Here is a 14839-nt window from a genome sequence, read left to right as displayed (position 1 = left end):
GTGGTGGGTTTAATTGGATTCGAACCAACGACCCCTACCATGTCAAGGTAGTGCTCTAACCAACTGAGCTATAAACCCGCTTTTCATCACGCAAGCGAACACGACGTCGCTTGCGTGGTCGGCATACTACCCATGCCCCCAAAGGCTGTCAACAAGGGACATGCACAAAGGAGACTGTTTGCCCAGTTCTTGCGCAGCCTGTTGATTTTGCAGGCGAGCCGCGCCATTGAGCGGCGTCGTGGCGCCCTTTATTGGGCCCGGGAAAGCGCGGTGCAGGCCTCCGGGCTCGCGAAGCGGCCATAGATGAGACGCAGCCGCGTCCCCAGCATGAGGGCGGCGCCGGTCAACCCGACGATGAAGCCGACCCAGAAGCCCTGGGGCCCCATGCGCGGCACCACCCAGTCGGTCAGTCCCAGGATCATGCCAGTGGGCAGCCCCATGCCCCAGTAGGCGACTATGGTGATGTAGAAGATCGCCTGGGTGTCCTTGTAGCCACGCAGGGCGGCGGCGGCCACCACCTGCACCGAGTCGGAGATCTGGTAAATGGCTGCGAAGAACAACAAGGTAGCAGCTAGGGTGATCACCTGGAGATCATCGGTGTAGATCCCCGCGATGGGCTCGCGCAGCAGCACGGTGAGGGCGGCGGTGGCGGCGGCCACCGCCATACCCAGCATCAGACCGGTGCGGGCGGCGACCCGGGCCTGATCCGGCTGGCCTTCCCCTATGCTGTGGCCGACCCTGATGGTCACGCCGACGCCAATGGAGAGGGGCAGCATAAACACCAGGCTGGAGAAGTTGAGCGCTATCTGGTGGCTCGCCACCGTCTCGGCGCCGAAGGGTGCCAGCATCAGGGCCACCACGGTAAACAGGGTCACCTCGCAGAAGATGGCCATGGCGATGGGGAAGCCCAGGCGAAACAGGCGCCAGATCCGGCTGCCGTTGGGGTGCGCCAGCTGGGCGAACAGGTTGATCTTCTTGAAGTGGGGGGAGAGCTTCACGTAGGCGATCATCGCCAGCAGCATGGCCCAGAGCACGATGGCGGTGGCCACGCCGCAGCCGACCCCGCCGAGTTTGGGCATGCCGAAGTGGCCGTGAATGAAGATGTAGTTCGCGGGGATGTTGACCGCCAGTCCCACGAAGCCAATCACCATGGTAGGCATGGTGTGGGAGAGCCCCTCGCTGAAGTTGCGCAGCACCTGGAACAGCACGAAGGCGGGCAGGCCCCACAGGATGGCGTGCAGGTAACCGGCGGTCTTCTCCGCCATCACGGGATCCACATCCATGAACTGCAGCGCCAGCGGGCTGAAGTAGAGTGCCAGCATGGCGATGGGGGTCACCATCAGCGCCAGCCAGAAGCCCTGGTGCACGGCCGGGCGGATCTCGTCCCGTTTGCGGGCCCCGTTGAGTTGGGAAACGATGGGGGTGAGCGCCATGATGATGCCCTGCACCAGCAAGATGATCGGCAGCCAGAAGCTGGAGGCCACCGACACGGCGGCGAGATCCACGGCGCTGACCTGACCCGCCATCACGGTATCGACGAAGTTCATGGCGATCTGGGCCACCTGGGCCACCAGTATGGGGCTGGCTAGACGAACGAGCTGCTTCGCCTCGGTCCAATAACGTTGCACTGACACCTCCGAGTGGATCAGATAAAAGAGAAAAGAACGGGTAAATGAGAGGGGCTTTTATCTCCTGCCGGGAGGAGACAAAACGCGGGGGTGTCATTCTAGCCTGAAAATCCGCCAACGGGGAAGGTTGGCGGTGCATTTCTACCCGGGATCAGGCGTCCTCGTGATCGCTGATCAGCAGGTTGGCGGCGGCGTAGGCGGCCTGCTCGCGCAGATCCGCAGGCACCCTGTCGTCGCTCGCCACGGCGTTGAGCGCCCGTATGCTGGCGGCGATGGCCTGGGGCACATAGCCCTGCTCGCCGGAGCCTATCTGGTTGTAGGCGATGCGAATGGCTTCACAGCATTGATATACCTGCATTTTTGTTTCCTCTTTAAGCCTGGATTGAATGGGGTCACTATAACGATCGGGGCCCACCTTGTCAGCCGGCACCCTTGTCTTGCATTGTGGCCGGGGGTAACCTGCCGACAATTTTATTACAGCGTGGAGACGAGACATGTTCACCGGCATAGTACAGGGAACCGCCGAACTGGTGGCCATCGAAGAGCTGCCCAACTTTCGCACCCATGTGATCCGCATGCCGAGCCCGGCCTGGGGCGAGGAGGGGCTGGCGCTCGGCGCCTCCGTGGCCCACAACGGTTGCTGCCTGACGGTCACCCGCATCGAGGGGGAGCTGGTCAGCTTCGATCTGATGCAGGAGACCCTGCGCCTGACCAACCTCGGTGCCCTTGCGGTCGGGGACAAGGTCAACGTGGAGCGGGCCGCCCGCTTTGGCGACGAGATCGGCGGTCACGCCATGTCCGGCCACATCATGGGCACGGCCGAGGTGATCTCTGTCATCGACACCCCCAACAATCGCCAGGTGTGGTACCGCCTCGCCCCCGGGCTGATGAAATACGTGCTGACCAAGGGCTACATCGGCATCGACGGCATCAGCCTGACCATAGGCGAGGTGCGCGGCAGCGAGTTTTGCGTCAACCTCATTCCCGAGACCCTGGCCCGCACCAACCTGGGCTGGGTTAAAGCCGGCTGGCACACCAACATCGAGATCGATCCCCAGACCCAGGCCATCGTCGACACCGTGGAGCGGGTGCTGGCGGCGCGCCAGCCGGCCTGAGCCATCCAGGCTCGCCATCTCAAGCCAGGCCAGCAGCAGTGGGCCCTGTTTTCTCCCGTGAATACAAGGCGGGGCTTAGGGCAAGAGTCCATGCCGTCATGGGCCAGTGCCCCGCATCTTCCTGCGGCTGAGCCAAAAAGACGCCCGTCGAGATGACGGGCTCAACGGCATGCGAGGATAAACGCCTTCCCCAGTGTGGTAGCCAACTCCTTGGCCTGCCGTGGCTGACGGAGCCCGAGCGTCAGAGGTTCGCCGAAGGATGAAACCGGGCCTACACTTCCTGTGTCTGGCACATCCATGAGCCGACAACCATCACATAAGCGACAAGGCCCCTTGGCGAACTTCAGGATGATTTGAGGTTCTCCGAGGGGCTTTTCTTTATGGGGGAATGTGGCGCGCAGTTAAGGGACTCAGGCATCTGGGAAGAGGCAAGCAGGGAGGGGCGGCATGGCGTCGCTCCAGTCCCCCTCGCTTGCCTGGTCAGCGAAAGGCAATCAAAACATCTGCTCGTCGTCCGCATCCACAAACAGCTGCAGACAGTCGCGTGCTTCGTCCTTATGCAGCCTCAGGTGAATGGGGTTGCAACAGGCCATGCAGTCCTCGTAGAACTCCTGATCCCCCTGGCTGGCATCCAGCTCGACCCGGGTGTGGTGGCCGCAGTGGGGGCAGACGATGCGCTTGCTGGTGTACTCGATCATGGTGACCTCCTCGGGCCCTTGGGCCGCCTCTGTTCCCTGATTCTAGTCGGCAAGAGGCGGCGCAACCGCGAGCGGGCGCACGTTTATGACAGGGATCAGGGTTTGCGCCGAGCCCTGAAGGTCTGACCCGGCGTACCCCTGGTCCCTGTGGAATCAAGCCACCCAGCGGGCCAGCATGTCGGCATCCAGCTCGACCAAGGAGGCGAGCTGGTGATCGGCGATGGCCAGACGGGGGTCGCCGGCCAGGGCAGGGCGCATGGAACGATAAGCGCCCCTTGGTAGACTACTTGACCCAGCGGGCCAGCATGTCGGCATCCAGCTCGGCGAGTGAACGCAGCTGGTGATCGGCGATGGCCAGACGAGGGTCGCCGACCAGGGCCGGGTCCGGCACTATCAGCGCCTGCATGGACGCCGCCTTGGCTGCCAGCAGACCGGTGAAGCTGTCCTCGATGGCCAGACAGTGCACAGGTTCGACCCCTAGCTTCTCGGCGGCGTGGATATAGACATCCGGGTGGGGCTTGCCAAAGCGCTCTACCTCGGCGGAGTGGACCGCCATGAAGCGATCCTGGATGCCGAGCTTGCCGAGCACCGCCTCCACCATGGTGAAGGGGGAGGAGGTAGCGAGCCCGATCTTGAGCCCTTGTGCCTCGATGAGGTCGAGGGCTTCCAGCACGCCAGCCTTGGGCTGACCCTCCTGCAGGATGAGCGCTATCACCTGATCCAGGATGCGCTGCACCACCTCTTCCTGGGTCGGGCCGCTCCAGGGACGCAGGCGATACCAGTGGGCCACCAGCTGATCGATGCGCACTCCTATGGTGGAGTTGCAGTCTTCCTCGGTGTGGAAGTGGCCCAGCTCGGAGAAGACGGCCATCTGGGCCCGTTGCCAAAAGGGTTCCGAGTCGATCAGAACACCATCCATATCGAAGATCACGGCAGTTAACATCTTGTACTCCTGACATAGGTGAAGGGGGATTATAAGCCCGGCGCTTCAATGGAAAAGGGGCAGTCGCCTGCCCCTTGCGCCGGATCACGCAGATAAACTTTTGTTTTTGCGTGATAAAGCGAACTAGCTTAGAACGCACCACTAACTAAAGGACGAACGAAACGAGCCATAGTGAGTCACGCATTTTGTGGCCGTAACGAATTTGAGTGGCTTGTTATGTGTCTAGCAGTCCGTGAGGTTTATTGAATCGCGGTGTCCCCACAATCCCTCATTCTTACCAGTTGAAAGTTTAATTTCTTGGCTTTTACTGCACAAATATTGAACCCTCTCTTCGGTAAGGTTGGTCCAACTGGCAATTGTCCTAGTGCTACGCCATTTACCGCCTGTTGAATTTTCTTTAAGCCAAGTATTAACTCTACGCATTTCACAGGCTTCACGAACCTTTTCATGGAGATATTGAACCCCGTAGACAGTGAGACCTGCAATCGCACCACCAGACCCACCAACTACAATACCTTCCCAGATACTATTTCCCATGTTTAATACCTATTTGGTTCATAACAGCACATTGACCTTGGCGGCCACGGCCTTGGCTTTTTCCACCGCATCCAGGCAATCCTGCCCACGGGCCAGCGCCACCCCGAGACGGCGGCGACCGGCGATCTCGGGCTTGCCAAAGAGACGCAGCTGGGCGCCCGGCACCAGGGCCAGCGCCTCGCCAATCCCCTGATAGCGGATGTTCTGGCTGTGGCCTTCCCGCAGCACCACGGCGGAGGCGCTCGGCCCGTACTGGGTGATGGTGCCGACCGGCAGCCCCAGGATGGCGCGCACGTGCAGGGCGAACTCGGAGAGATCCTGAGAGATCAGGGTCACCATGCCGGTGTCATGGGGGCGGGGAGAGACCTCGCTGAACCACACCTCGTCACCCCTGATGAAGAGCTCCACCCCGAACAGGCCATGGCCACCCAGGGCCTCGACCACCTTGGCCGCCACCTCTCTGGCGCGGGCCAGGGCCAGCTCGCTCATGGCCTGGGGCTGCCAGGATTCGCGGTAGTCACCCTCTTCCTGACGATGGCCTATGGGATCGCAGAAGTGGATGCCGTCCACGGCGCGCACCGTGAGCAGCGTTATCTCGTACTCGAAGGGGACGAAGCCTTCGACTATCACCTTGCCACGGCCGGCGCGGCCCCCCTCCTGGGCATAGGTCCAGCTCTCGTCCAGCCTGGCAAGGTCGCGCAACAGGCTCTGGCCCTTGCCGGAGGAGCTCATCACCGGTTTCACCACGCAGGGCAGGCCGATGGCCTCGACGGCGGCGACAAACTCCTCCTTGCTCTGGGCGAAGCGGTAGGAGGAGGTGGGAAGGCCCAGCTCTTCGGCGGCGAGGCGGCGGATCCCCTCCCGGTTCATGGTGAGCTGGGTGGCGCGGGCGTTGGGCACGACCCTGACCCCTTCCTGCTCAAGCTCTGCCAGGGTATCGGTGGCGATGGCTTCGATCTCGGGGATGATGAGGTCGGGCTTGACCTCGACCACCAGGGCGCGCAGGGCGGCCCCATCGAGCATGTCCAGCACGTGGGCTTTGTGGGCGACCTGCATGGCAGGGGCATTGGCGTAGCGGTCGGCGGCGATCACTTCTATGCCAAGGCGTTGCAGCTCGATGGCGACTTCCTTGCCGAGTTCGCCTGAGCCGAGCAGCAGGGCACGGGTGGCAGCGGGGCGGGTGGCGGTTCCAAACATCTGATCTCTCCTGATGTCCATGGTCAGGGTTGCTGACCCGAGTGAGTAAAAAAAGAGGCACGCATGGCGTACCTCAGGAAACGGATTTGTGGGCGCGCTGCTCCAGATGGGTCAGCAGCGTGATGGCGCCTATGATGATGGCGGCGCCGAGCCACAATCGGCCGGGAGGCGCCCAGCCAAACACCAGCCAGCCCGCGAGCACGTTCATGGGCAGCTTGGCAAAATCGAAAGGTTGCACGAAGGAGGCCTCGGCCACGCTGTAGGCGCGGGCGATGGACATCTGGGCCAGGGCCGACAGCACCCCGGAGGCCGCCACCAGCAGCCACTGGGTCTCGCTTGGCCACTGCCATTCCGGCAGGGCCAGCATGGCGTTGAAGGGGGTGCTGAAGATGAGCAGGTAGACCACTATGGTGTGGGACGATTCGCTCGCCGCCTGATAGCGCACCAGCAGGGAGTAACCGGCCCAGAACAGGGCGGCCGCCACCGGCAGCAGGGAGGCCCAGCTGAAGTCATCGGTCCAGGGGGCCAGGATCAGCATGGCCCCGACAAAGCCCGCCAGGGTGGCCAGGATGCGCGCCCGGCTCACCTGCTCCTTGAGCAGCAAGGCGGAGCCGAGGGTGGCGAACAGGGGGGAGGTCATCAGCAGCGCTATGCCCTGCCAGATGGGCACGGGCACCGCCAGCGCCCAGAGCCAGAACTGGATGCCGATGACCGCCAGGGCGACCCGCAGCAGGTGCAGCCGCAGCTGGTTGGTCATCAGGGATTGGCGCAGGCCGTGGCGGATGAGCCAGGGCAGCAGGCAGATCAGGGCGACCAGGTACTGGTGAAAGGCGACCTGGGTCGAGGGGAGGCCGAGCTTGAAGCTGACAAACTGGCTCAGGCTGTTGACGGCGGCAAAGCAGAGGCCTGCCACCATCATCCAGACTGCACCGGCAAAGGGGGAGTGCCTGCGGGAGGGTGCCATGGGATCCGGGTCACTTAAAAAAAGTGCGGCGGATCATAACGGCAATCGTTTGTTCTGCCAAGGCCGGGGTGCTTGGTGAGTACCTCGCTGGCGACTAAGTGCGCAAGCATCAAAATATTTGAATAACTTGAGCATCTATTTTCGCTATCCGCCTTGAACCTCAATCTTTATAGTGACCTCCATCGACAGCACAGCTGTTCAACCGACAACCAAATGGAGTTTCACCATGGCCAATATCCTCGTTCTCAAGTCCAGCATCCTGGGCCAGTATTCCCAATCCAACGCCCTGATCGACGGCTACCTGGCAGAGCGCCAGGGTGACAGCGTCACTGTGCGTGATCTGGCCACCCTGAACCTGCCGGTGCTCGACGGCGAGCTGGCCATGGGCCTGCGCGGCGGTGAAAACCTCAACGAGCGTCAGCTGGCCGTGCTGGCCCAGTCCGACGAGCTGGTGGCCGAGCTCAAGGCGAGCGATCTGGTGATCATCGCGGCTCCCATGTACAACTTCAACATCCCGACCCAGCTGAAGAACTGGATCGATCTGGTGGCCCGTGCCGGCGTCACCTTCCGCTACACCGAGACCGGCCCGGTCGGCCTGGTGGAGAACACCCGTGCCCTGGTGGTCAGCCCCCGCGGCGGCCTGCACCTGGGTAACCCCACCGATCTGGTGACCCCCTACATGCGCACCGTGCTGGGCTTCATCGGCATCAACGAGGTGGACTTCATCTACGCCGAGGGCATGGGCATGGGTCCCGAGGCGCAGGCCAAGGGCATAGAGCAGGCCAAGGAGCAGCTGGAAACCCTGGCATACTGATGCCGCCTGCCTGCTCAGGCAGCGCCAGAAACAACAACGCAGCCATCGGGCTGCGTTGTTGTTTTCAGATGGTGGGCACCACTCTTCAATCCCAGATGAAGCGGCGACAGCCGCTGCCGACCAGCAGACAGACCACCACCAGGGCTCCCAGCAGCAGGCTGCTGAGCCACTGCTCGGTACTCTGGGGCAGATGGGGGGAGAAGAGGCTGATCGTGAAGAGGGCGCTGATGATGATCAGGCTGGTCTGTCGGGTCAGGATCATGGTGTCGTCCTTGGCTGAGGGTGAGCAAATTAAGGCTAACCGCCGTCTGTGACAGCCTGATGTATCCATACCTCAGGCTCATGGTCCAGCGCGGTTGCCTCTCACCTTAGCAGTTTTTGCCGCCACGGCCAGCGCCACGAGACAGCTTGTGATCCGGATCCCTATCTGAACTGCTTTTGATCAGGCTGGTAGTGGAAATCGCCGCCAGCCAGCCGCGCGATCAGGGCCTCCTTGTCGAGATCCTGCGCCCGGCAGAGATCGTCCAGATCAGCGTAATGATCACGCAGCTGCATGTTGACCATGCTCAGCAGCATGTTGACGTCCATGGTGGCAAAGCGGGTGAGTGTCATGATTGTTGCTCGCTGTCCAGCAGGTGGAGTTGTTCGATGGCGTCACTCACGCTTTGCAGGTGCAGCCGTATGCTTTGGCGCGCCTCGGCGGGCAGATAGTCGGTGAGGGTGTGCTGCCAGCTGCCCGCTTCGGTCTTGAGCTGCTGGAACAGGGTGAGCCCCGCCGGGGTGAAGGAGACCAGGCTGATGCGCTTGTCCTGGGCGCTGCTCTCGGTGAACAGGATGCCCTTCTCCACCAGACGGTGGATCTCGCGGGAGATCCGCACCTTGTCCATCCCGCTTGCCTCCACCAGCTCTTTCTGGCTGATGGGGTAGTGGGGGCCAAGCACCATCATCAGGCGCCATTGAGGCACCGTCAGCTGGTACCGCTGCTGGTAAAACTGTTCAAAGGTATCGCGCACCATTTCAGCGGCATGGACCAGCTGATAGGGGGGATAGTGCGCGAGCAGCTCTATGATCTTCGACATATGACATCCTGCTGTGGCGGCTGCATCGGGTGCAGTTTCTCTTGATACTTTGACCTTGATGATACGTAACACAAGGGCATTTGTCTGAACGGGCACCAGAAAAATGTGCGTTTGCGCACGTGTTGCGTCACGGATCCGGCAGCCTGGGTCTCAACTGGCCTTGTTGTTTACACTTTTACGCAGCCAGATCAAGGCATTATGAGCAAGCCAGGCCTCGCGACTCTGGAGCGCATAGAGCGCGGCCTCGTCGCGACTTCCCCCCTGCCAGTGACGGGGCTCCTGCTTGGGCAGCCTGCGCTGACCCAGCAGGGTGGCGGGCACATGGGGGTTGGCGTCAAGGGCGGCGGCCAGATGGGGCTGCGCCGCCTGCTCGCCTTGGGTGGCAAACACCATCAGCGCCTTGTTGTAGCGCAGCCAGCAGGAGGCTTCATTGAAGCGCACCAGCAGGCCCTGCAGGGCGGCCCAATCCCCTTGCCAGGCATAGAGGCTGGAGAGGGGATGACGACAACCGGGCTCGTCGGCCTGACAAAGCTCGAGCAGGGCCAGGTATGCGTGGCGCGCCTGCTCCTGCTGCCCCAGTCGCAGCAGGCAATCGGCCCGGCCCGCCTGGGCCGCGATCAGCGGACGGGCCTCGGGCGCGTGCCAGCCGCGGCCTGCGTGCTGCTGCCAGAAGGCCTCGTCGAACAGGGCGCTGGCATCGGCAATGATGCGGTCAAACCAGGAGAGGCGGGCGAGGGGATCGCGGCACTGGGCCGCCTGCTCGAACCACTGTTGCCACTGGCGGGTCTGTTCGTTGTCGAGAAGCGGTTCTTCTTCATGCTGCGCCCCATCCTGATCCAGGGTCAGCAGGAGGTTGAGGGCCGTCTTCATCTGCTGGCGCTGCCGCTTGCAAAAATCGAGGAAGGGCAGCTCGCTGGCCGCGGCCTGGTGCAGCATCTGGGCCATGGGTCTGTCACGGAACAGGCAGAGCTCGGCCACCAGGCTGAAGCGGTAGCGGGTGGCGGGATCGTTCAGATCCGTCGGCGTGGGCCAGCGGGCCACCCCCTGACTGAAGCCGTAGCTCCATTGGCCGAGGGGGTGGCTCTGCTCGAAGACCTGCTCCGGGGTCTCGCTAGAGAGGCGGCACTGGCTCGGCAGGGCCAGCTGGGCGTCGTCGGCCTGGGCCTCCAGCTCGGCGATCAGGTGATGCAGCGCCTCGGCACTCTTCTCGTCCAGGGCTGTGTCATGGGGCAGCAGACCGGCCAGCGGATCTTGCCAGTCAGGAGCGGTCGGCCCCGTCAGGCGGGCGCAGAGGAAGCCGTGCAGGGCCGGGTAACTCATGTCCTGCTGGCTGTGGCTCTGGATCCATTGATTGAGTTGACGGGTACGAGTGGCTGGGTTCATCGACGCTTCCTCTGGATTGGACGGCCGCGAAGTCTACCTAAAAGTGGGGTTATTTGCAGCCAAGGGGCGACCGAGTGCTGCTATTATCGCCAGTATGGGGGCGCCCGGAAGTGAAAATCCTGCGCGGGAACGGGCAAGGGACTAGGTCCTGTCACGGCTCTGGGGTAACATGCGCGCCTGCATGAAAAACCTGAACCCTTGTCCTCCCTCAGCCGGCGACAGGGGCGATGCGCACTATTACGGGCCATGAACTGCAGGCCCATCCGGATATTGAAAGAAGAGATCACCATGTTACAGATTGGCAAGATGAACACCCTCACCATCGTTGAGCTCGAAGACAGAGGCGCCTGGCTGGCCGCGGGGGAATATGGCGAGCTGCTGTTGCCCAGGCGCCAGCTGCCGGAAGGCGTCGCCGAAGATGGCGAGGTGTCCGTCTTTCTCTATCTGGACGCGGATTGCGAGCCGGTGATCACCACCGACAAGCCCTTTGCCATGGTGGGTGACATCGTCGGCCTCAAGGTGGTCAACGCCAACAAGATCGGTGCCTTCCTCGACTGGGGCATGAAAAAGGATCTGTTCGTGCCAAGCCGCGAGCAGAACAAGCCGATGCAGGTGGGTCATGTCTACCTGGTGCACCTGATGCTGGACAACGAGGGGCGCATGGTGGGCACCAGCCGCCTGGAGCGCTTCCTGCGCGTCGATCCCCCCTTCAAGGCCGGTGACGAGGTGACTGCGCTGCCGGGGGAACATACCCCCCTCGGCATCAAGGCCGTGGTCAATGGCCAGTACTCCGGCATGCTGTTCAAGAACGAGGTGTTCGGCCGCCTGATGACGGGCCGACCGCTGACCGCCTGGGTCAAGCAGGTCCGTGAGGATGGCAAGCTGGATCTGACCCTGCAAAAACCGGGGCAGGATCGGATGGATGATGCCGGCGGCCGTATTCTCACCCGCCTGCAGAAGCAGGGCGGCAGCCTGGCGGTGGGGGACAAGAGCGAACCCGAGCTCATCTACAAGATGTTCAACATGAGCAAGGGCACCTTCAAGAAGGCCATCGGCGGGCTCTACAAGCAGGGCAAGATCGTCATCGAAGACAACTGCATCACCCTGGTCGCCGCACAGACCGGCACGGCGCAGGACGGCGAATAAGGTGCCGAGTCCCTGCATCGGCGACTGCCGGGCCAAGGACGGGCTCTGTCTCGGTTGCGGCCGCACCCTGACCGAGATAGGCCAGTGGTCCGCCATGGACAGCGAGGCCCAGCTGGCCCGCATGGCCGAGCTGGATGGCACGCGCCGAACCCACCAGTGCCCGGGATGCGGCGAGCCGGCGTTTTGCGCCGTCTCCGCCGGTGAACCCATAGCGCGTTGCTGGTGCAGCCAGCTGCCCGCGCTGCCCATGAGCGAGGCGAGCGCCTGCTGGTGCCGTCGCTGTCTGGCCAATGCCATCGCGGCTCGCCCCTGAAGGGATGAACCGCAGAGACGAAAAAGGCGCCAGGGGCGCCTTTTCTTATGCCTGTTGCTGGCGGTGCCAGCGAACATGGACCTCGTGTTCGCTCTGATCCCGCGGCAGCAGGAAGGTGGCGTAGATCACCTCGAACTCCTCCTGATGATCCAGCAAGCCGACCCACACCTCGGCCCAACGCTCCATGTCGACCGGCACGCCGAGCTCGGTCGACCAGTCGGCGTTGGGCAGGGTCGCCTCGACGGCGCCACGCTGCTCGAATTCGAGGGTGATGTCGACGATTTGTTCGGGGGCCAGCATGTCGGCGGCCTGCTCCAGAAACTGATCATAGGCCCACTCGACCAGCTGATCCGGGCTACGTTGTTCCATGAAATCACTCCAGATACGTCCAGGTTCGCCACTTTACCAATTATTGGGGATGGCGGCCAGCGCGTGAGGCCAGCAATCCCGTGCTGTCAAATGGCCGAAACAGGGGATAAGGTTAACAGAGCCGCCGCCATCGGGCGGCATCAAGAGGCATGTGGACAGCATGAAGCGACGACAGCACAGGCGGCAGATCAAGCGGCGACGGGAGACCTGGTGGTGGCATTATCTGCCGCTGCACAGGGAGGTCGTTGGCGGCCATCTGGGGCCGGCCTCCGATCCCGTCGACGAACCTAATCGGCCTCGTGTACCCGGTTCAGGGTGATCTGACCGAGTTGTCCCATCTGACGGCGGATCCAGGCCGAGCGCTGCTGCACATAGGGCGAGGGGGGCTTGACCCGGTAGCGCCAGGGATTGGGCAGGGCGGCGGCCAGCAAGGAGGCCTCGTAGCGGGTCAGGCGCGCCGCCGGCTTGCCGAAGTAGTGCCTGGCGGCGGCCTCTGCGCCATAGATGCCGGGCCCGAACTCCACTATGTTCAGATACACCTCGAGGATACGGGACTTGTCCCAGCCCAGCTCCATCAGCAGGGTGAACCAGGCCTCTATCCCCTTGCGCAGGAAGCTGCGATCGCTCCACATGAAGAGGTTCTTCGCCGTCTGCTGGCTCAGGGTGCTGGCGCCGCGCACCCGCTGGCTCTGCTGGTTGTGCTTGAGGGCCGAGCTGATGGCGTCCATGTCGAAGCCGTTGTGATCGGCGAAGCGCTGATCCTCGGCGGCGATCACCGCCAGCTGCAACTCCCGCGAAATGCGCTCGAGCGGCACCCAGTCGTGCTTGACCTGGGCCACCTTGGCGGGCGGAAACAGGGCCCGCTCGAGGCGCCAGGTCCACATGGGGGGATCGATGAAGCGCAGCAGCGCCACCGAGACGATGGAGCTGACCAGCGCCGCCAGCAGCAGTTTGCCGAGCCAGCCCAGCAGGCGGCGCCAGCGCGTCGGTCTCACGGGCTCAGGCTCTGAGTCCCACTCATAGTGACCGGGATCGTCGGGATCCGGAATTATTGGGGCAGCCATTCGATGTGGCAGAACTTCTCGTCGACACGGCGGGAGAGCAGCATGCGGGCGAACAGGTGCTCATACTCCTGCTCGGCATTGCCAAGGCCAACCCAGATCTCGGCGTACTCGGCATCGCTCACGGCAAACCCCACGTCCGCTTCCCAGTCATCGGCGGGGTCGGTCTCCGCCAGCAGACCGCGGTCGTTGAACGCCTGGTTGAACAGGGCTATCTCCTGCTCGGGCAGGTTGTCCGAGGCCAGCTCCATGAAGAGTTCGAGGGCGGTATCGAGCAGTTCCTCGACGCTGTGCATTTCGTCATTCAAAGGCATAAGAGCTGTGTTCCAGATGAGAGGGAGAGGTCCCGTCGGCAGGGCCGAGGGGCGGGCAGTATTCTAGCTGGCCCCGCTCGCCTTGGCGAGATGCCTCTGCGCCAGGCAATAAAAAACCGGATCCTGACAAAGGATCCGGTCTTCACTGGGGAAAAGGGTCACGCATGGGGCGTCAGCTCATCCCTTCTTCTGGTCGTCGGCGAAGGTGATGTTGAGCTCCAGCACCGACAGCTCGTCACTCTTCTGATCGAGCTGGACGGTGATCTTGTCCGGATCGATCTGCACATATTTACGGATCACGTCGAGGATATCCTGCTTGAGCTGGGGCAGGTAATCCGGCCCCCCTCTGGATGAACGCTCGTGAGCAACGATGATCTGCAACCGCTCTTTGGCCAGTTGTGCGGTGTTCTGTTTCTTGTTGGAACGAAAATAATCCAATAATGACATGTTTAACTCCCGAACAGTCGGCTAAAGAAGCCCTTCTTCTCTTCTTCCAGAAAACGAAAATCCTTGGTATCGCCCAGCAGGCGTGCGACGGCGTCCTCATAGGCCTGACCGGCATCGGACTCCTTGTCCAGAATGACCGGCTCCCCCGAGTTGGAGGCGCGCAGCACCGCCTGGGACTCCGGGATCACCCCGAGCAGTTTGATGGCCAGGATCTCCTGCACGTCCTGCACGCTCAGCATGTCGCCACGGCTGACGCGGGTCGGGCAGTAGCGGGTCAGCAACAGGTGCTCCTTGATGGGGTCTTCCCCGCGCTCGGCGCGACGGGACTTGGAGGCCAGGATGCCGAGGATGCGGTCGGAGTCGCGCACGGAAGAGACTTCCGGGTTGGTGGTGACGATGGCCTCGTCGGCGAAGTAGAGCGCCATCAGGGCGCCAGACTCGATGCCGGCGGGGGAGTCGCAGACGATGTAGTCAAACTTCATCTCCGCCAGCTGATCCAGGATCTTCTCGACCCCTTCACGGGTCAGGGCGTCCTTGTCCCGGGTCTGGGAGGCGGGCAGGATGAAGAGGTTTTCCGAGCGCTTGTCCTTGATGAGGGCCTGGTTGAGGTTGGCCTCACCGTTGATCACGTTGACGAAGTCATACACCACGCGCCGCTCGCAGCCCATGATGAGATCCAGGTTTCGCAGGCCAATGTCAAAATCGATGACCACTGTCTTGTGGCCACGCTGGGCCAAGCCGGTGCTCAGGGCCGCGCTGGTTGTGGTCTTGCCAACGCCACCTTTGCCCGATGTAACGACTATGATTCGCGCCATTCTCGCTTCCTTGTAA

General features: G+C 62.5%; 20 protein-coding genes and 1 tRNA gene. 4 read left to right on the top strand and 17 right to left on the bottom strand.

Annotated features, from left to right (window positions below; translation table 11 throughout):
• Nucleotide 1: 1 nt before the first annotated feature.
• The 3 genes from AC3WR3_RS18325 to AC3WR3_RS18315 all read right to left on the bottom strand — a co-directional run bounded on the left by AC3WR3_RS18325 (nucleotide 2) and on the right by AC3WR3_RS18315 (nucleotide 1986).
• Nucleotides 2-78 (bottom strand) — tRNA-Val (locus AC3WR3_RS18325).
• Between the two features lie 170 nt (nucleotides 79-248).
• Complete coding sequence (locus AC3WR3_RS18320; RefSeq protein ID WP_492292749.1) at nucleotides 249-1628, bottom strand: MATE family efflux transporter; 1380 nt, start codon at nucleotides 1626-1628, stop codon at nucleotides 249-251.
• A 151-nt stretch (nucleotides 1629-1779) separates the two neighbouring features.
• A complete protein-coding gene (locus AC3WR3_RS18315; RefSeq protein ID WP_005324956.1) occupies nucleotides 1780-1986 on the bottom strand; it encodes a YaeP family protein in 207 nt (68 codons plus the stop codon).
• Nucleotides 1987-2122: 136 nt separating this feature from the next.
• Here AC3WR3_RS18315 and AC3WR3_RS18310 point away from each other — a divergent pair, with 136 nt between their 5' ends.
• On the top strand, nucleotides 2123-2743 hold the full coding sequence (locus AC3WR3_RS18310) for a riboflavin synthase subunit alpha (protein ID WP_492292746.1): 621 nt from the start codon (nucleotides 2123-2125) through the stop codon (nucleotides 2741-2743).
• 494 nt (nucleotides 2744-3237) lie between these two features.
• Here the strand turns inward: AC3WR3_RS18310 and AC3WR3_RS18305 are convergent, their stop codons facing one another.
• The 5 genes from AC3WR3_RS18305 to AC3WR3_RS18285 form a co-directional block, all read right to left on the bottom strand.
• Nucleotides 3238-3441, bottom strand: a complete 204-nt coding sequence (locus tag AC3WR3_RS18305) for a CPXCG motif-containing cysteine-rich protein (RefSeq protein WP_342058437.1) — start codon at nucleotides 3439-3441, stop codon at nucleotides 3238-3240.
• 283 nt (nucleotides 3442-3724) lie between these two features.
• Nucleotides 3725-4384, bottom strand: a complete 660-nt coding sequence (gene hxpB, locus AC3WR3_RS18300; protein ID WP_404838418.1) for a hexitol phosphatase HxpB — start codon at nucleotides 4382-4384, stop codon at nucleotides 3725-3727.
• Between the two features lie 222 nt (nucleotides 4385-4606).
• Nucleotides 4607-4921, bottom strand: coding sequence for a hypothetical protein (locus tag AC3WR3_RS18295; protein WP_492292744.1), 315 nt, complete (start codon nucleotides 4919-4921; stop codon nucleotides 4607-4609).
• Nucleotides 4922-4939: 18 nt separating this feature from the next.
• The gene (gene purT, locus AC3WR3_RS18290) at nucleotides 4940-6118 is read right to left on the bottom strand and encodes a formate-dependent phosphoribosylglycinamide formyltransferase (protein ID WP_492292742.1); all 1179 of its coding nucleotides are present in this window, start codon (nucleotides 6116-6118) and stop codon (nucleotides 4940-4942) included.
• Nucleotides 6119-6191: 73 nt separating this feature from the next.
• Nucleotides 6192-7082, bottom strand: coding sequence for a DMT family transporter (locus tag AC3WR3_RS18285; protein WP_139438374.1), 891 nt, complete (start codon nucleotides 7080-7082; stop codon nucleotides 6192-6194).
• Nucleotides 7083-7308: 226 nt separating this feature from the next.
• On the opposite strand from AC3WR3_RS18285, the gene AC3WR3_RS18280 reads away from it, so the two are divergent.
• A complete protein-coding gene (locus AC3WR3_RS18280) occupies nucleotides 7309-7896 on the top strand; it encodes an FMN-dependent NADH-azoreductase (RefSeq protein ID WP_025326879.1) in 588 nt (195 codons plus the stop codon).
• A gap of 85 nt (nucleotides 7897-7981) precedes the next feature.
• Here the strand turns inward: AC3WR3_RS18280 and AC3WR3_RS18275 are convergent, their stop codons facing one another.
• The 4 genes from AC3WR3_RS18275 to AC3WR3_RS18260 all read right to left on the bottom strand — a co-directional run bounded on the left by AC3WR3_RS18275 (nucleotide 7982) and on the right by AC3WR3_RS18260 (nucleotide 10358).
• Nucleotides 7982-8158, bottom strand: a complete 177-nt coding sequence (locus tag AC3WR3_RS18275; RefSeq protein WP_492292739.1) for a hypothetical protein — start codon at nucleotides 8156-8158, stop codon at nucleotides 7982-7984.
• Nucleotides 8159-8319: 161 nt separating this feature from the next.
• Nucleotides 8320-8508, bottom strand: a complete 189-nt coding sequence (locus AC3WR3_RS18270) for a DUF4250 domain-containing protein (RefSeq protein ID WP_492292737.1) — start codon at nucleotides 8506-8508, stop codon at nucleotides 8320-8322.
• Nucleotides 8505-8975: a MarR family winged helix-turn-helix transcriptional regulator gene (locus tag AC3WR3_RS18265; RefSeq protein WP_005331665.1), complete on the bottom strand. Its 471-nt coding sequence runs from the start codon at nucleotides 8973-8975 to the stop codon at nucleotides 8505-8507. Before AC3WR3_RS18265 ends, AC3WR3_RS18270 begins: the two co-directional genes overlap by 4 nt.
• 150 nt (nucleotides 8976-9125) lie before the next feature.
• Nucleotides 9126-10358, bottom strand: coding sequence for a UPF0149 family protein (locus AC3WR3_RS18260; RefSeq protein WP_492292735.1), 1233 nt, complete (start codon nucleotides 10356-10358; stop codon nucleotides 9126-9128).
• A gap of 270 nt (nucleotides 10359-10628) precedes the next feature.
• Between AC3WR3_RS18260 and AC3WR3_RS18255 the strand changes: the two genes are divergently transcribed.
• Both AC3WR3_RS18255 and AC3WR3_RS18250 read left to right on the top strand, forming a co-directional pair.
• Nucleotides 10629-11504 (top strand): CvfB family protein, encoded by an 876-nt coding sequence (locus AC3WR3_RS18255; protein ID WP_492292733.1) that lies wholly within the window; start codon nucleotides 10629-10631, stop codon nucleotides 11502-11504.
• 1 nt (nucleotide 11505) lies between these two features.
• Nucleotides 11506-11817 (top strand): DUF1289 domain-containing protein, encoded by a 312-nt coding sequence (locus AC3WR3_RS18250; protein ID WP_492292731.1) that lies wholly within the window; start codon nucleotides 11506-11508, stop codon nucleotides 11815-11817.
• 45 nt (nucleotides 11818-11862) lie between these two features.
• Here the strand turns inward: AC3WR3_RS18250 and AC3WR3_RS18245 are convergent, their stop codons facing one another.
• The 5 genes from AC3WR3_RS18245 to minD form a co-directional block, all read right to left on the bottom strand.
• Nucleotides 11863-12186, bottom strand: a complete 324-nt coding sequence (locus AC3WR3_RS18245) for an HI1450 family dsDNA-mimic protein (protein WP_005331685.1) — start codon at nucleotides 12184-12186, stop codon at nucleotides 11863-11865.
• Between the two features lie 287 nt (nucleotides 12187-12473).
• The gene (gene mtgA / locus AC3WR3_RS18240) at nucleotides 12474-13181 is read right to left on the bottom strand and encodes a monofunctional biosynthetic peptidoglycan transglycosylase (protein WP_492292770.1); all 708 of its coding nucleotides are present in this window, start codon (nucleotides 13179-13181) and stop codon (nucleotides 12474-12476) included.
• 53 nt (nucleotides 13182-13234) lie between these two features.
• Entirely contained in the window at nucleotides 13235-13561 is a 327-nt protein-coding gene (locus AC3WR3_RS18235) for an HI1450 family dsDNA-mimic protein (RefSeq protein WP_202045519.1), read from the bottom strand.
• Between the two features lie 177 nt (nucleotides 13562-13738).
• The gene (gene minE / locus AC3WR3_RS18230; RefSeq protein ID WP_010674646.1) at nucleotides 13739-14008 is read right to left on the bottom strand and encodes a cell division topological specificity factor MinE; all 270 of its coding nucleotides are present in this window, start codon (nucleotides 14006-14008) and stop codon (nucleotides 13739-13741) included.
• A 2-nt stretch (nucleotides 14009-14010) separates the two neighbouring features.
• The gene (gene minD, locus AC3WR3_RS18225) at nucleotides 14011-14823 is read right to left on the bottom strand and encodes a septum site-determining protein MinD (protein WP_005331693.1); all 813 of its coding nucleotides are present in this window, start codon (nucleotides 14821-14823) and stop codon (nucleotides 14011-14013) included.
• Nucleotides 14824-14839 lie beyond the last annotated feature (16 nt).

It is taken from the genome of Aeromonas sp. EU05-FHT14A05 (assembly GCF_058791175.1).
This window is presented reverse-complemented; position numbering and strand designations above follow the sequence as displayed.

Coding starts and splice junctions, on each gene's coding strand:
- AC3WR3_RS18315 (WP_005324956.1), bottom strand. CDS start 1,986: ATGCAGGTATATCAATGCTGTGAAGCCATTCGCATCGCCTACAACCAG.
- AC3WR3_RS18310 (WP_492292746.1), top strand. CDS start 2,123: ATGTTCACCGGCATAGTACAGGGAACCGCCGAACTGGTGGCCATCGAA.
- AC3WR3_RS18305 (WP_342058437.1), bottom strand. CDS start 3,441: ATGATCGAGTACACCAGCAAGCGCATCGTCTGCCCCCACTGCGGCCAC.
- hxpB (WP_404838418.1), bottom strand. CDS start 4,384: ATGTTAACTGCCGTGATCTTCGATATGGATGGTGTTCTGATCGACTCG.
- AC3WR3_RS18295 (WP_492292744.1), bottom strand. CDS start 4,921: ATGGGAAATAGTATCTGGGAAGGTATTGTAGTTGGTGGGTCTGGTGGT.
- purT (WP_492292742.1), bottom strand. CDS start 6,118: ATGTTTGGAACCGCCACCCGCCCCGCTGCCACCCGTGCCCTGCTGCTC.
- AC3WR3_RS18285 (WP_139438374.1), bottom strand. CDS start 7,082: ATGGCACCCTCCCGCAGGCACTCCCCCTTTGCCGGTGCAGTCTGGATG.
- AC3WR3_RS18280 (WP_025326879.1), top strand. CDS start 7,309: ATGGCCAATATCCTCGTTCTCAAGTCCAGCATCCTGGGCCAGTATTCC.
- AC3WR3_RS18275 (WP_492292739.1), bottom strand. CDS start 8,158: ATGATCCTGACCCGACAGACCAGCCTGATCATCATCAGCGCCCTCTTC.
- AC3WR3_RS18270 (WP_492292737.1), bottom strand. CDS start 8,508: ATGACACTCACCCGCTTTGCCACCATGGACGTCAACATGCTGCTGAGC.
- AC3WR3_RS18265 (WP_005331665.1), bottom strand. CDS start 8,975: ATGTCGAAGATCATAGAGCTGCTCGCGCACTATCCCCCCTATCAGCTG.
- AC3WR3_RS18260 (WP_492292735.1), bottom strand. CDS start 10,358: ATGAACCCAGCCACTCGTACCCGTCAACTCAATCAATGGATCCAGAGC.
- AC3WR3_RS18245 (WP_005331685.1), bottom strand. CDS start 12,186: ATGGAACAACGTAGCCCGGATCAGCTGGTCGAGTGGGCCTATGATCAG.
- AC3WR3_RS18235 (WP_202045519.1), bottom strand. CDS start 13,561: ATGCCTTTGAATGACGAAATGCACAGCGTCGAGGAACTGCTCGATACC.
- minE (WP_010674646.1), bottom strand. CDS start 14,008: ATGTCATTATTGGATTATTTTCGTTCCAACAAGAAACAGAACACCGCA.
- minD (WP_005331693.1), bottom strand. CDS start 14,823: ATGGCGCGAATCATAGTCGTTACATCGGGCAAAGGTGGCGTTGGCAAG.